We start from the raw sequence: 13,524 nt of genomic DNA, 5'->3' as shown, positions 1-13,524 counted from the left end.
AGTCAGGGGAGAAGCGTACGTACATCTTCCGGTGCCTTCTCGTTCTTCGCCTCACCCTTGTCCTTGCCGCCGATGGCCAGGCCCGCCACCTTGTAGAAGTGATAGTCGTGATCCTTGCCGGGGCCATTGATCAGCAGGTCTTCTTTCTCATACACCAGTTGCTGGCGATCGTACTCGCCCATCTCGAAATCCGGAGTCAACTGGATGGCGGACGTCGGGCACGCCTCCTCGCACATGCCGCAGAAAATGCAGCGGGAAAAATTGATGCGGAAGAACTCCGGGTACCAGCGACCGTCTTCCTGTTCTCCTTTCTGCAAGGAAATGCAGTCCACCGGGCAGGCAACGGCGCACAGGTTGCAGGCCACACAGCGTTCTTCACCATCAGGGTCGCGGGTCAGCACGATGCGGCCCCGGTAACGTGGGGGCAGGTACACTTCCTGTTCCGGATAATTCACCGTTTCACGCTTGCGGAAACTGTGCATGAACACCATGCCCAGGGTTCGTATCTGGGACCAGGTCGCCGGCACCAGCCTCAGGAAAGAGGTCGAGGACAATGACCGGATCAGTGGGACCTTTTCTTTTTCCCGTTTTTCCTCGTTCTCCATAAAACCTCCCTATGCACCTGCCAGAAGCATCACCGCTCCGGTGGCCAGTAAGTTAATCAGCGTCAGTGGCAGGCAGACCTTCCAGCCAAAACTCATTACGCGGTCGTAGCGCGGCCGTGGCAGGGAAGCCCGCAGCAGCATAAACAGCATCAGGAAGAAGCCGGTTTTGAGCGCGAACCACAGGATCGGTGGCAGCCAGGGGCCATGCCAGCCGCCAAAAAACAGGGTAACGATCAGCGCCGATACCAGCACCATGCCCACATACTCGCCAATGAAAAACAGGCCGAATTTCATGCCGGAGTATTCGATGTGGTAGCCGTCTGCAAGCTCCTGTTCGGCCTCCGGCTGATCAAAGGGATGGCGATGGGTCACCGCGACGCCGGCAATGAAAAAGGTGGCGAATCCGAAAAACTGGGGAATGATGAACCAGAGGCCTTCCTGGGCGTTGACGATGTCGCGCATATTGAAGGACCCGGCGAGGGCCACTACCCCCATCAGCGACAGCCCCATAAACACCTCGTAGGAGAGGGTCTGTGCCGAGGCCCGCAAGGCGCCCAGCAAGGCGTATTTGTTGCCACTGGCCCAGCCGCCGAGCAACACCGCGTACACACTGATGCCCGCCATGGCCAGGAAGAAAAGCAGGCCGATGTGCATGTCCGCCACGCCCCAGCCAGGGGTGATGGGAATGATCACGAACGACAGCAGCAAAGAAGCAAAGGCAATAACCGGAGCCAGAACAAACAATGGCCGGTCGGCGAAAGGCGGTATCCAGTCTTCCTTGAAGAAGATCTTGATCATGTCGGCAATCAGCTGAAGAGTGCCGAACGGCCCTACCCGATTGGGTCCGTAACGGTCCTGCCAGAGCCCCAGCAGGCGGCGTTCCACCACTGTCAGCACGGCACCCAGCAGCACGGCGCCCAGAAGAATCACCAGTGCCTGGAACATGGACCATGCAACGGCTGCCACTTGCGGCGTCCACCAACTCATCGCTGACCTTCCTCTACCTTGCGCAGTGTCAGGGATTCCCCCGGCAATAATCCGGCAATGAGTCCGGCCGGCAGGCCCGCCCAGCCATTGGGCCAGCTCTCCTGCTCGTATACCGGCAGCCTGGTCACCTCATTGACGGTCACGACGTTTCCGTGCTTCACCGCCAGACCAAGGGCATCCTCAGGGCTCAGAGTGATACAGGGTAATTCCGTCCGTTGCTGGATGGGCGTGGCCCGGGCAGAAGTCTCTTCTCCTCCGAATAGCCGCGGCAGGATCAGGGCTCTCAGGGTATCGGTGTCCCCGGCCCCCTGAACCGGCTGACTGTAGCTACCCTGCCCGGGCACGGGGTGAATCAGGCACGCCCCGGGGTCACCGCCGCGCACGTGGCCACCCACCTCATCGGTGAATTTGTTCCAGGCCTGGGGCGAGTTCCAGCCCGGCGCCCAGGCAAACGGCACCTGTTGCCGGGGCTGCTGGTAGCCGCTGTAGCCCTCCATGGAATGAGCAAAAGCCGAATCCGGGTCCTGGGGTACCCGCGGCTCGCTGACATTCTGGTTGGCCCGCATGGAGGTGCGGCCGCTGTACCGGTGCGGCTCCCGTGCCAGCTTCTGGCCATCGATGCGGTAGTTCGAATCCGGTGCTGCATCAACCATGCCAGCCAGGGCGGGATGGGCGCCGGCGCAGGCATGAACAACGGTATCCAGATTGATATCGCCGGCGGTTTCGCCCCGCAGAGTTGCCCCCAGCACGTATAACCAGCGCCAGCTTTCATGGATGCGGGTCTCCGGCCGCATATAGCCGGGATCGTAGACCTGGAAAAAGCGCTGGGCGCGACCTTCCAGGTTTACCAGGGTGCCGCCGGACTCGGCGAAGCTGGCAGCGGATAACAGAAAGTTTGCACGCTCGGCTGTGGCCGTGCGCTGGTGATCCAGCACTATGCGAATTTCCGCCCGCGACAGTGCTGCATCCACTCTCCCTGCGGGCAGACGTTGATAAAGGTCATTTTCCAGCACCACCACTGCATCAGCATTCCCCCGGGCCAGTTCCCCCAACGCCCAGTCCAGGGGCTGGCCGCCCAACAGGGACAATCCCGTGCTATTGGCCTCGCGCCGGATCAGCACCAGCCCACCTTTTTTGGCTCGCCGGGACAGGGCCCTGGCGACACTGCCTGCAGCCTCGAGCACGGCTTCAGAAACCAGCGAGCCACCACTGACCACCAGCGGCTGCTCCGCTGCCATCAGTGCCGAGGCTATTCGTCGCGCCGCCTGGTCTTCGGCGGAAGCCAGGCCCTCCACAGCCGGCGCCGCCGGATCAATGGCGTGGGCCACGGCAAACCCGAGCCGGGCAATACCATCCGGGTCCATGGCATAACGGGCTTCGGCCACGTCATCAAGGTCTGTTGGTGCGGGCCAGGCGATAAACAGCGGGTAGTAACGGTCCTGTGCCAGGGTTTTGAGAGCTTCAGCATTCCACTCGGGTATGCCAATGGTCCCTCCCAGTGCCTTACAACGGGAAAGCGCCGCCTGGCGCAGGTTCAGACCCAGACGACCGGCGCTCTGCACCGGGTCTTCCCCGAGCACGAACACGGCGTCATGGTTTTCAATCCCGCGGGGCGTCGGAGTCGGCAGGCCAGCGTGGCGCTGGAGCTGAATCATCAGCTCCAGGCAGGCCTGTTCCCGGGCTTCAATGCCGGTGGAAAAGTTGCTCTCTCCGACTAATGCCTGCAACTGGTGATTACTCTCCAGGCTGGCCCTTGGCGAGCCAATGCCGATAACCCGGCGAGCGTGACGCAGGGCGTCACTTGCCTGGGCGAGGACATCAGCCACACCAATACTCACCGGTTCGCTGTCCGGGCCCTCCCGCCGCTCCGGCAGACGTGGACGGTCGGAGCGGTTGACGTAGCCATAGCCAAAACGACCGCGATCACAGAGGAAATAACTGTTTACCTCACCATGATAGCGGTTCTCAATCCGGCGAATGTCACCATAGCGTTCCCCCGGGCTGATGTTGCAGCCCATGGAGCACTGATGGCAGATGCCGGGGGCAAACTGCATGTCCCACTTGCGGGCGTAGTGATCGGAATGGCTCTGGTCGGTGAATACGCCGGTAGGACACACCTCGGTAAGGTTGCCCGCAAAGGGGCTTTCCAGGGTACCTTCCTGGTAACGACCGAAATAGACATTGTCCTTGCTGCCAAAGGTGCCGAGATCGCTGCCACCGGCATAGTCATTGTAAAAGCGCACACAACGGTAGCAGGTGATGCAGCGGTTCATCTCATGACCGATGAACGGCCCCAGAAACTGGTTGCGGCGGGTGCGTTTGCCGAACCGGTAACGGCGACGGTCATGGCCGGTCATGACCGTCATGTCCTGCAGGTGACAGTGGCCGCCCTCCTCACAGACCGGGCAGTCGTGGGGGTGATTGATCATCAGCCACTCCACCACGCTGGCACGGAACGCTTTTGCTTCTTCGTCCTCGATGTCAATGCGGGTCTGATCGGCTGCCGGGGCCATACAGGACATCACCAGCATGCCCTTGTCGTCGTTCTTATCCTTATACTGCCGCACAGCGCACTGGCGGCAGGCTCCCACGCTGCCCATGGCCGGATGCCAGCAGAAATAGGGAATATCCAGGCCCAGGGACAGGCACGCCTGCAGCAGATTATGAGCTCCGTTGACCTGGTAACTTTGTCCATCCACGTGAATCGTCGCCATGACTCTGCCTATCCCTCTTCCGCTTTAATGCGGGGCTCGCTGATCCCCTGCGCGAACTCACTCCGAAAATGCCTCAACGCCGTCTGCAGGGGCATTGCTGCTCCGGGCGCATGGGCACAGAAGGTCTGCGCCGGGCCGCAGTCGGCCGCGAGCTTCTCCAGCAGTTCAATATCGCCGATTTCACCCTGCCCCAGCGCCAGGGCCCGCAGCACCCTGACCGTCCAGGGCAGGCCGTCGCGACACGGGGTACACCAGCCACAGGATTCCCGGGCGAAGAATTCCTCCAGGTTGCGTACCAGCGCCACCATGCTCTGCTCCTGGGTCACCATCGTCATCAGGCCGGTACCAAGGCGACTGCCCTCCTTGCCCACGGTGTCGAAATCCAGGGCAAGCTCCAGATGCTGCGGCAGCAGAAAGCCGGTACTGGCACCACCGGGCAGCCAGGCCTTGAGCTGACGACCGTTACGCATGCCCCCGGCCCGATCAAGGATCTCGGCGCCTGTCGTACCCATAGGCAATTCCCACAATCCCGGATTTTCGACCAGGCCGGAAATACCGTAAAGCTTGCTGCCACCATCGTCAGTCCGGTCCCCCGAGAGGCCCTGATACCACTCGGCACCATTGAGGATCACCCCCGGTGCATTGCACAGGGTTTCCACATTGTTCACCACGGAGGGCTTGCCCCAGGCCCCGGACTGTCCGGGAAACGGCGGCTTGGCTCTGGGGTTGGCGCGCTTGCCCTCCAGTGAATTGATCAGGGCGGTTTCCTCGCCGCAGATGTAACGACCGGCACCGGTGTGCAGGGCAATGTCAAAATCGAAGCTGCTGCCGTCGATATCCCTGCCCAGCCAGCCCCCGGCCCGCGCCTCGTCCAACGCCCGACTCAGTACCCGGGCGGCCGTCACATATTCACCCCGTAGAAAGATGTAGCCATAAAAAGAGTTGTTGGCCAGGGCGGCGAGAATCATGCCTTCGATGACAAGGTGCGGCTGTTGCTCCATCAGCAACCGGTCCTTGAAGGTACCCGGTTCCATCTCATCGGCATTGCAGATCAGGTAGCCCCGGGGGATGTCGCCGCCCTGCAGGGTGAGGCTCCACTTGAGGCCGGCGGAAAAACCGCCACCACCCCGACCACCCACATTGGCGTCCTTCATGGTGGAGATAATGGCCTGTGGATCACTCTCGGCCAGCGCCTTGCGCACGGACTGGTAGCCGTCCTTGCGCAGATACTCTTCGAGCCATACCACCCCGCCATCGTCCCGCAACCGCCATGTCAGTGGATGAGTATCCGGCCGGCGTTCTGCCTCGGGCTGCATCAGCCGGCTACGGTAGCGAACCGAGTCACGCTGTCTGGCGATGGAATGACTCATCGGTAATCCTCCAGCAGGCCAGGCAGGTCACCGGGAGACACCGGGCCGTAGGTGTCACCATCGATCATCAGCGCCGGCGCGCCATCGCAGGCGCCCAGGCAGCAGACCGGCAACAGCGTAAAACGACCGTCTGCGGTGGTCTGGCCGTAATCAATACCCAGTTGGGCCACCAGGGCCTGCCTTAACTCCTGGAAGCCAGTGAGGAAACAGGCACTGCTGTCGCACACAAGCACTACGTGCCGGCCCACCGGCTGACGGAAAATCAGGCTGTAGAACGTAGCCACACCTTCGACCTCGCCCGGACCAATACCAAGTACCCTGGCAACGGCAGCAATAGCGCCATCCGGCACCCAGCCATAACGGCGCTGGACAATTTTCAATGCTTCGATACAGGCCGCCCGGGGGTGCTCGTAATGCGCCATTTCGTCAACGATCGCGGCCTCATCGGCCGGATCGAGATCGAAAACATCACTGCCAATCAGCACAGTTGTCTGTGGTGTGTCTGCCATCATCAGCGGTCCACGTCTGCCATCACGAAATCAATACTGCCCAGATGGGCAATCAGGTCCGGTACAAAACCACCGCGCATCACCGACGGTATCTGCTGCAGGTGCGGAAAACTCGGGGTGCGGATGCGGGTGCGGTAACTCATGGTGTTGCCGTCACTGGTCAGGTAGTAACTGTTGATACCCTTGGTGGCTTCCACCATCTGCAGGGATTCCTGGGGCTTGAGAACCGGGCCCCAGGACACCTGCAGGAAATGTGTGATCAGGGTTTCAATATGCTCCAGCATGCGCTCCCGCGGCGGCGGCGTGGTCAGCGGATGGTCCGCCTTGTAGTCGCCGGCGGGCATGTGGTCAACACACTGCTGGATAATTCTCAGGCTCTGGCGCATTTCCTCGATGCGCAACTGGCCCCGGTCGAACACATCGCCGTTGTGGCCCAGTGGCACTTCAAAATCGAACTGTTCATAGCCCGAGTAGGGGCGCTGTTTACGCAGATCAAAATTGCAGCCGGTAGCCCGCAGGTTGGGCCCGGTCACGCCCCACTCAAGCGCTTCTGCTGTATTGAAGGCGGCCACATGACGGGTCCGGTCGCGCACGATCGCGTTTTCCATCATCGCCCGTTCATACTCCCGCAGCCGCGGCGGCATCCAGTCAACGAACCCCTGCACCAGTTTCTCCCAGCCCTGGGGAAGATCCTGCATGACACCGCCAATACGATACCAGGCCGGGTGCATGCGAAAGCCGGTTATACCCTCGATCACCTCATAGCCCCGCTGCCGGTCACTGAAGGTGTAGAACACCGGCGTCATGGCGCCCAGGTCCTGCAGGAAGGTACCCAGAAACAGAAGATGGCTGGTGACACGGAACATCTCTGCCATCATCACCCGTATCACCTTTACCCGCTCCGGCACTTCTATACCCGCCAGCTTTTCCGCCGCCAGTACGTACGGCAGGTTGTTCATCACTCCCCCGGTGTAGTCGATGCGGTCGGTGTAGGGAATGAAGCTGTGCCAGGACTGGCGTTCAGCCATCTTCTCGGCGCCCCGGTGGTGGTAGCCGATGTCCGGCACGCAGTCGACAACCTCTTCGCCATCCAGCTGCAGTACGATGCGGAAAGCGCCATGGGCAGACGGGTGATTGGGGCCCAGATTAAGAAACATGAACTCGGCGCCATTCCGCTCCCGCTTCATCCCCCAGGCTTCCGGATCGAACCGCATGGCCTCCTGCTCCCTGTCCTGGCCTTCCACGGTCAGGGTGTAGGGGTCGAACTCCGTGGCCCGGGCCGGGTAGTCCTTGCGTAGCGGGTGGCCGGACCAGGTCGGCGGCATGAGGATGCGTGTCAGGTGGGGATGACCGGCAAAGCTGATGCCGAACATGTCCCAGACTTCCCGTTCGTACCAGTTAGCCGCCGGGAAAATCCCGGTCACAGTGGGCAGGCTCAGGTCATCGGCTGAAAGGGCCACTTTAAGCATGACGTCCGCGTTACGGGTGACGGAAAGCAGCTGGTAGAACACCGTGAAGTCAGCCGGCGGCAAGCCGCGACGATCACTGCGCAGGCGCTCGTCAACCGCGGAGAGGTCGTAGAGCAGGTCGAAGGGCGCGCTCAGGCCTTTCAGGTAACCGAGCACGTCTGTCAGCGCAGCCGGTGTCACCCAGAGCACCGGCATACCGGTGAGGGTATGCTGCTCATGGAGCACCGCATCGCCGAAATCCCGTCTCAGGATTTCAACCAGATCGTCACCGGCGTTGTCCGCGTTACTGACAGTATCCGTGTCCATGATCACAGTCCGGCTCGTGAAAATTAATGATAAAACAAAGGTCAACGGGTCAAAGCTTGTCAGGCGTCCGCAGTTCCGTGGCCTGGATGCGCTGATCCCGCCATTTTTCCCGCTGGGAGGGCATATCCGCCTTGTAGACGCCCTGGTCTCCGACCACCCAGGACAATGGCCGGCGTTCTTCCTGGATCGAGTCCTGCAGCAACTGCAGCCCCTGCAGGAAAGCCTCGGGCCGGGGCGGACAGCCGGGTACGTAGACATCCACAGGCAGGAACCTGTCCACGCCCTGCACCACCGAATAGATGTCGTACATGCCACCGGAATTGGCGCAGGAACCCATGGAGATCACCCATTTGGGCTCCAGCATCTGGTCGTAGAGTTGCTGGATCACCGGCGCCATCTTGATAAAGCAGGTACCGGCGATGACCATGAAATCCGCCTGTCGCGGCGAGGCCCGGATGACTTCGGAGCCAAAGCGCCCGATGTCATGGGGCGCGGTGAAGGCGGTGGTCATCTCCACGTAGCAGCATGACAACCCGAAGTTGTAGGGCCAAAGGGAGTTTTTGCGCCCCCAGTTGACTGCAGAATTGAGCACTTCACTGAGTTTGCCCGTGAACACGTTGCGCTCAAGCTGGCGTTTGACCGGGTCTTCTGCCGGCTGCTGGTGGTGCACCGGATAGCGGCTGCTACCTTCTGCCGGTTGCTCTGCCCTTGTCAGGGTGTAGGTCATACTTCGTCTCCAGATGGTTCGGGCGCCCAGTCCAGGGCACCAGTACGACTGTCATACAGCAGGCCGGCCAGCAGGATCAGAATAAAGACCGCTGCGCCCCAGAATCCGGGCCAGCCCACGTCGGGGATGACAATGGCCCAGGCAAACAGGAACACGGCCTCAATATCGAAGATCACGAACAACATTGCCACCAGGTAGAATTTGACGGAAAACCGCTGGCGGGCATCGCCGGTACCGACAATGCCTGACTCGAAAGGAAGGGATTTGCTGACGCCCTGGCTGCGCCCGCCCAGCAGACTGGAAACGCCCACCATAAAGGCACACAGGCCCATCGTGGCAACGATAAAGAAGCCGGTGGCCCAATAGCGGGCCAGCAATTCGGTGACAGTATCTGCCATACACTCTCCATCCATAGCTGCGTAGCGGCGGCTGCCGTCGGGAAAACGGGGAAGCTTCAGGTAAAGCCCTATTTAAAAACCTAACAGCGGATTAACGTTTGCGCAAATACTGGTCCCGGACCGGTTCAGGAGCCCGGCACTCGAATGGTATGCAAATTGATGCTACGTTATTAAAGCACTCAATAAAGACGTGGAGGCCTACATGGCTAAAGCTACTCCTTGCATTGTGGTCGCGTGTGACGGTTCAGAGCAGTCGATACATGCGGCAAAAATGGCAGCCGACCTGGCTAAAGCCACCGGGCACCCACTGAGACTGTTATCCGTGTTTCCGGGTTCAAAAGCGCAGAAGCTCATAATCGCCGGCCTAAGGCCGGATGAGCTTGAGGAAAAAGAAGCGCAGTATGCGCGCGACGTATTCGATGACGTGAGAGAAGCGGTAAGTGAGACAGCCGATCCCTCGGAAGTCGTCCTGCTCAAAGGTGATCCTGCCCAGGAAATTATCGAGTATCTCGATGAAAACCCCGGCGCTCACCTGGTTATGGGTAGGCGTGGCCATTCACTGGTACGCAGCCTTACGTTGGGCAGCATCAGCGAAAAGGTTGTCAGGCATGCCAACGGGCCGGTTACTGTTGTAAGCGAATAATATTGTCTGAGCTGCCGGGGGAGACGGTTTCCATCACAACCGCCGGACCTGTCCGGCGGTGCTGACCTGAGTCAACCGCTGGCGGCTCGCTGCAATGTTATGTTGAAAATACATCTGACAGAAACGGAGAATACCATGCCCACAGATACTCAGAGCATTGTGGTTGCTTGTGACGGTTCAGAGCATTCGTTACACGCCGCAAAAATGGCAGCCGATCTTGCCAAAGCGACCGGCCAGCCGCTGAAGCTGTTAGCCGTGTTTCCGGGTACAAAGGTAGAGCAACTGGTTGTTACCGGCGTGTGGCCCACTGAGTTGGAGGAAGAGGCCAAAGATTATGGGCGCAAAGTATTCAAGACGGTGAGAGAGTCTGTGAGCGGGATAGTCGAGCCAAAGGAGGATGTCCTTCTGCAGGGCGAACCTGCCAAAGAAATCATTGAATACCTGGAAAACCATCCGGGGACACACATGGTTCTGGGAAGACGTGGACACTCAATGGTGCGCAGCCTTACCCTGGGCAGCACCAGCGAGAAGGTTGTCCGGCATGCCAACGGGCCGGTTACCGTGGTAAGCGAATAACCTCATGCCTCAGGGTTGCTGTGGGAGCTCAGCGTATTAAAGAAGCTCAGTTTGTTCCCGGCGCAGGTTCTCCCACATCTGCACCCTCTGTTTCTTGTTTGTTCCCCAGCGGTATCCGCCGATGGCACCGCTTTTCTGGATAACGCGGTGGCATGGAATCAGCAGCGCAACCGGATTCGCTGCAACCGCATTGCCCACTGCTCTTGAGGCTTTGGGACGACCCAATGCGCTGGCAATTTCAGAGTAACTCGCCAATTTTGCGGGTGGAATCTTCAGCAGCGCTCGCCATACCGCGACCTGGAAATCAGTGCCCACCACATGCAACGACCAGGAACCATGTCGACAAGCCCCCTGTTCGTTGAACAGCATATCGATGACATGGCTCGTGGCATTGTCATTCCTTGCCAATTCTCCCTCAGGCCAGGCGTTGCGGAGTTCGACGGATACCTCATCGGCGGATCTGTCTTCCAGAAACTCCATTCGACAAACACCACGCCGGGTGACCGCTACAAACATTTTACCCAAAGGCGTGTCATGAAGTCCGTACTGAATAGCAACGCCCTGGCCGCGGCGCCTGTACTCACCGGGCGTTACCGCCTCCAGCGTTGACTGACCGGATGCGTGCTCCGACATAAAGGACATCGCCTTTTCAATTCGGCTGTGGACAGACATCACCTGCACCTCGTCTACAATTCAAAGCTCTACCCCATAATAGCGAAGAACAATCACCATTACCCAGTAGCAGATTGCTGTGATTCCGATAGATACCACCAGGGCAAGATAGAAATTGACGCCCTGCGCCAACAGAACCGGCAGCGCAACAAACAGCGCCAGCGACGGCAGTACCAGCCAGAATACACTGCTTGCAAGGTCACTGACTTTGCCAACGTCTCCCGTATCTACATAAAGCCAGAGCATTGCCAGGACTGAAGTCAGAGGTACTGAGGCAAGAACAGCTCCGATAAAGGAACTACGCTTGGAGATTTCCGAGATCAGGACGACCAGAACAGCAGTAATCGCAACTTTTAGAATGTAATAGGTCAACTGTCCCTACCCCTTGCGTCCAATGGCATAATATCCAGCCTACTGAATTACAAGCCATTGATTTAGAAATTCAATCATGAAATCTGGACTCCCATCACTGCTGTTCTCTCTTCACGGCATTCATAGGAACCCATTTCAAACTCACGACAGATCCAGGGGCGATTTTCATAAATGGTACACATGAACGTTTCCCGGTCTAACGCAGAGCACCAGCCATCCGCCAGCCGCAGCATGGTTTCACCGCCCCATTCATCAAACGCAATATGGCGGTCAGGCACACCGGTGTCACTGATAATCATAACTTCCAGCCGGCAGCAACAGGCCTGACAATTGGAGCAGGAAATCCCGGGGTCGATTAAACCGCTATCATACGAACGCGTTGGTATTATATTTCCGCTCATGGTCCGTCAATGCCCTGAATGATCCATTTCCTGCTCTTTCCTCTGCATGTCACCATCCAGAGGCGCCACGTCAAGCTCAATCGCCATGGTTTCGGCACCGGAGAAGTTCACCGTCATCGGTATGCTCTGCCCTTCTTGCAACGGCGCATCCAGTTTTTCCAGCATAAGGTGATAACCGTGGGGTTTGAGTTTCACGGTTTCGCCGGCAGGGATGTTCAGGCCGTCTTTTAACGGGCGCATGCTCATGGTGCCGTCTTTCATGGTGCTTTCGTGGATGGAAACATCTTTTGCTCTGGGAGTGGCCGCACCGGTGAGGGTCACGTCACTGTCACCGTGGTTGGTAATAGCCATATAGCCGACACCCATGGGAACACCCGGCGGTGTCGGGCGGCTCCAGGGATTATTGATGGTGACCGTGCCTGTGGTGTATTCATCGGCTAATGCAGTGGTGGAAAGCATGCCAGCAAGGATGCTGAAGCCTAACAGCACATTGGCGACCAGCGCAGTGAGTGTTTTCATGGAGCCTCGCTTTAGGAGTTTGTATGAGCAGGTTAGCAGCAAGTCACCAGTTTCACTTTCGTCGTCCCTGATGACAAGTGTTTCCCGTAATCTCGTATTCAGTCCGGTGCCGTATTCCGGCAACCAGGCCGATACCGACGCAGGAGGGCAATCAGTCATCCCAATCGTGATACTGATTGCCCTGCCTCAACAGCCAGTAGGTAATGCCAAGCGCCAGCGTGGTTGCGGCAATACCAATCAGGTACATAGGTGTCAGGGTATCGAAATCCAGCACGATGACTTTCCGGGCGATGGCCATGAGGGCGGTAGCAACAACCAGCTGAACCGGGAAGACATTGGTGCCAAGGTAGAGCCGGATATTAATGAAGATTTCCACGGCAATCAGCACTGCCATGAAGGCGCCGAAGGTGTAGAAAATATCGTTAATGTTCAACAGCAGGAAAGGTGGTGTGATCAGCCTGTCATAGATGATGTAGATAACATCGCCAACGCCCCAGAGAATTACAGCAACCATCAGTACCGCAAGCACCCGACTCGCAAAGCCAATGATCCGGTGCAGACTACCTTCCCGGCGAAACCTTCGCCAGCACCGTCGGATTCCCGGACAGTGGTAAGGCAATAATCACTCCCTCATTGGATGAGGGAAACACATCCGTCAACGCCGTCACGTTCACCTGGTGCGAAACCAGTACCACCGGCAACCCGGGTTCCAGCTCGTTCACAATCGCAATCGTCTGCTCAGTCTGCATCGGCCCATTTCCGCGGTTGCGGAAAAAAGAATTCAGCGATGTCATCTCCTCCACCGGCCCCACATCCATTTCCCGGGCCGTTTCAAGACAACGGCACCACTGGCTGCTGAACACCCGCGCTTCGGTGATGCCATGCTCTGCCAACAAAGGCTTCCAGGCCCTTGCCTGCTCCCGGCCCCTGTCGTTCAGATTGCGCTGGGTACTGCAGTCATCAACCTCAAAGTTACCCGGATCCCCGGTACCCGGCGCCAGTGCATGCCTCAACATCAAAACAGCCCGGCCCTCTCGGAGGGCTTCCCAGGCTTCTGATTCGTCAGCCTGTGCAGTACCCGCCGGTATGAGAATAAGACCAAGCACTACAGCAAGATACAAAGTAAAAATACTATGCGTTTTCATCGGGATCCCAGTCCTTTAGCGTGGCATTATCCCGGCTATCGCGGATATACCTCTGAAGTTTATAAGCACAATTGAGAGGGGCTGTCCAAAAATGTTGGAGGCCATGGATGG

Annotated in this window: 16 protein-coding genes; 2 read left to right on the top strand and 14 right to left on the bottom strand. The window is 58.6% G+C overall.

The features are described from left to right. Positions 1 to 2: 2 nt before the first annotated feature. From nuoI to ndhC, 8 genes are read right to left on the bottom strand one after another with little or no spacing between them, the layout of a single operon-like run. The gene (nuoI, locus tag DIT72_RS11580) at positions 3 to 605 is read right to left on the bottom strand and encodes an NADH-quinone oxidoreductase subunit NuoI (RefSeq protein ID WP_135955399.1); all 603 of its coding nucleotides are present in this window, start codon (positions 603 to 605) and stop codon (positions 3 to 5) included. Between the two features lie 9 nt (positions 606 to 614). After that, positions 615 to 1,592 (bottom strand): NADH-quinone oxidoreductase subunit NuoH, encoded by a 978-nt coding sequence (nuoH, locus tag DIT72_RS11575; RefSeq protein ID WP_135955398.1) that lies wholly within the window; start codon positions 1,590 to 1,592, stop codon positions 615 to 617. Continuing rightward, positions 1,589 to 4,306, bottom strand: coding sequence for an NADH-quinone oxidoreductase subunit NuoG (gene nuoG / locus DIT72_RS11570; protein WP_135955397.1), 2,718 nt, complete (start codon positions 4,304 to 4,306; stop codon positions 1,589 to 1,591). The genes nuoH and nuoG overlap by 4 nt, the downstream gene beginning before the upstream one ends. Before the next feature lie 8 nt (positions 4,307 to 4,314). Then, complete coding sequence (locus tag DIT72_RS11565) at positions 4,315 to 5,676, bottom strand: NADH-ubiquinone oxidoreductase-F iron-sulfur binding region domain-containing protein (RefSeq protein ID WP_135955396.1); 1,362 nt, start codon at positions 5,674 to 5,676, stop codon at positions 4,315 to 4,317. Continuing rightward, a complete protein-coding gene (gene nuoE, locus DIT72_RS11560; protein WP_135955395.1) occupies positions 5,673 to 6,188 on the bottom strand; it encodes an NADH-quinone oxidoreductase subunit NuoE in 516 nt (171 codons plus the stop codon). The genes DIT72_RS11565 and nuoE overlap by 4 nt, the downstream gene beginning before the upstream one ends. Continuing rightward, the gene (nuoC, locus tag DIT72_RS11555) at positions 6,188 to 7,960 is read right to left on the bottom strand and encodes an NADH-quinone oxidoreductase subunit C/D (RefSeq protein ID WP_135955394.1); all 1,773 of its coding nucleotides are present in this window, start codon (positions 7,958 to 7,960) and stop codon (positions 6,188 to 6,190) included. Before nuoC ends, nuoE begins: the two co-directional genes overlap by 1 nt. A gap of 49 nt (positions 7,961 to 8,009) precedes the next feature. Beyond that, complete coding sequence (locus DIT72_RS11550; protein ID WP_135955393.1) at positions 8,010 to 8,687, bottom strand: NuoB/complex I 20 kDa subunit family protein; 678 nt, start codon at positions 8,685 to 8,687, stop codon at positions 8,010 to 8,012. Then, positions 8,684 to 9,085, bottom strand: a complete 402-nt coding sequence (ndhC, locus tag DIT72_RS11545) for an NADH-quinone oxidoreductase subunit A (RefSeq protein ID WP_135955392.1) — start codon at positions 9,083 to 9,085, stop codon at positions 8,684 to 8,686. Before ndhC ends, DIT72_RS11550 begins: the two co-directional genes overlap by 4 nt. A 202-nt stretch (positions 9,086 to 9,287) precedes the next feature. On the opposite strand from ndhC, the gene DIT72_RS11540 reads away from it, so the two are divergent. Next, positions 9,288 to 9,728: a universal stress protein gene (locus tag DIT72_RS11540; protein WP_135955391.1), complete on the top strand. Its 441-nt coding sequence runs from the start codon at positions 9,288 to 9,290 to the stop codon at positions 9,726 to 9,728. A 135-nt stretch (positions 9,729 to 9,863) separates the two neighbouring features. Beyond that, on the top strand, positions 9,864 to 10,304 hold the full coding sequence (locus DIT72_RS11535; RefSeq protein ID WP_135955390.1) for a universal stress protein: 441 nt from the start codon (positions 9,864 to 9,866) through the stop codon (positions 10,302 to 10,304). A 36-nt stretch (positions 10,305 to 10,340) separates the two neighbouring features. Here DIT72_RS11535 and DIT72_RS11530 read toward each other — a convergent pair whose 3' ends face one another. The 6 genes from DIT72_RS11530 to DIT72_RS11505 all read right to left on the bottom strand — a co-directional run bounded on the left by DIT72_RS11530 (position 10,341) and on the right by DIT72_RS11505 (position 13,413). Beyond that, complete coding sequence (locus tag DIT72_RS11530) at positions 10,341 to 10,976, bottom strand: methylated-DNA--[protein]-cysteine S-methyltransferase (protein WP_135955389.1); 636 nt, start codon at positions 10,974 to 10,976, stop codon at positions 10,341 to 10,343. 21 nt (positions 10,977 to 10,997) lie between these two features. Continuing rightward, positions 10,998 to 11,348 carry a DUF3147 family protein gene (locus tag DIT72_RS11525; RefSeq protein ID WP_135955388.1) on the bottom strand — a complete coding sequence of 117 codons (351 nt, stop codon included), beginning with the start codon at positions 11,346 to 11,348 and terminating at the stop codon, positions 10,998 to 11,000. Between the two features lie 74 nt (positions 11,349 to 11,422). Then, positions 11,423 to 11,749 (bottom strand): YkgJ family cysteine cluster protein, encoded by a 327-nt coding sequence (locus tag DIT72_RS11520; protein ID WP_135955387.1) that lies wholly within the window; start codon positions 11,747 to 11,749, stop codon positions 11,423 to 11,425. 6 nt (positions 11,750 to 11,755) lie between these two features. Further along, positions 11,756 to 12,268 (bottom strand): copper chaperone PCu(A)C, encoded by a 513-nt coding sequence (locus DIT72_RS11515; RefSeq protein WP_169450012.1) that lies wholly within the window; start codon positions 12,266 to 12,268, stop codon positions 11,756 to 11,758. Between the two features lie 151 nt (positions 12,269 to 12,419). After that, positions 12,420 to 12,797 carry a phosphate-starvation-inducible PsiE family protein gene (locus DIT72_RS11510; RefSeq protein ID WP_228260794.1) on the bottom strand — a complete coding sequence of 126 codons (378 nt, stop codon included), beginning with the start codon at positions 12,795 to 12,797 and terminating at the stop codon, positions 12,420 to 12,422. Positions 12,798 to 12,828: 31 nt separating this feature from the next. Further along, a complete protein-coding gene (locus tag DIT72_RS11505) occupies positions 12,829 to 13,413 on the bottom strand; it encodes a histidine phosphatase family protein (RefSeq protein ID WP_135955385.1) in 585 nt (194 codons plus the stop codon). Positions 13,414 to 13,524 lie beyond the last annotated feature (111 nt).

Origin of the sequence: Marinobacter orientalis (genome assembly GCF_004792665.1) — a bacterium.
GTDB classification, from domain to species: domain Bacteria; phylum Pseudomonadota; class Gammaproteobacteria; order Pseudomonadales; family Oleiphilaceae; genus Marinobacter; species Marinobacter orientalis.
The sequence above is the reverse complement of the archived record's forward strand: the minus strand, read 5'-3'. Positions and strand labels throughout refer to the sequence as shown.

Coding starts and splice junctions, on each gene's coding strand:
- nuoI (WP_135955399.1), bottom strand. CDS start 605: ATGGAGAACGAGGAAAAACGGGAAAAAGAAAAGGTCCCACTGATCCGG.
- nuoH (WP_135955398.1), bottom strand. CDS start 1,592: ATGAGTTGGTGGACGCCGCAAGTGGCAGCCGTTGCATGGTCCATGTTC.
- nuoG (WP_135955397.1), bottom strand. CDS start 4,306: ATGGCGACGATTCACGTGGATGGACAAAGTTACCAGGTCAACGGAGCT.
- DIT72_RS11565 (WP_135955396.1), bottom strand. CDS start 5,676: ATGAGTCATTCCATCGCCAGACAGCGTGACTCGGTTCGCTACCGTAGC.
- nuoE (WP_135955395.1), bottom strand. CDS start 6,188: ATGATGGCAGACACACCACAGACAACTGTGCTGATTGGCAGTGATGTT.
- nuoC (WP_135955394.1), bottom strand. CDS start 7,960: ATGGACACGGATACTGTCAGTAACGCGGACAACGCCGGTGACGATCTG.
- DIT72_RS11550 (WP_135955393.1), bottom strand. CDS start 8,687: ATGACCTACACCCTGACAAGGGCAGAGCAACCGGCAGAAGGTAGCAGC.
- ndhC (WP_135955392.1), bottom strand. CDS start 9,085: ATGGCAGATACTGTCACCGAATTGCTGGCCCGCTATTGGGCCACCGGC.
- DIT72_RS11540 (WP_135955391.1), top strand. CDS start 9,288: ATGGCTAAAGCTACTCCTTGCATTGTGGTCGCGTGTGACGGTTCAGAG.
- DIT72_RS11535 (WP_135955390.1), top strand. CDS start 9,864: ATGCCCACAGATACTCAGAGCATTGTGGTTGCTTGTGACGGTTCAGAG.
- DIT72_RS11530 (WP_135955389.1), bottom strand. CDS start 10,976: ATGTCTGTCCACAGCCGAATTGAAAAGGCGATGTCCTTTATGTCGGAG.
- DIT72_RS11520 (WP_135955387.1), bottom strand. CDS start 11,749: ATGAGCGGAAATATAATACCAACGCGTTCGTATGATAGCGGTTTAATC.
- DIT72_RS11515 (WP_169450012.1), bottom strand. CDS start 12,268: ATGAAAACACTCACTGCGCTGGTCGCCAATGTGCTGTTAGGCTTCAGC.
- DIT72_RS11505 (WP_135955385.1), bottom strand. CDS start 13,413: ATGAAAACGCATAGTATTTTTACTTTGTATCTTGCTGTAGTGCTTGGT.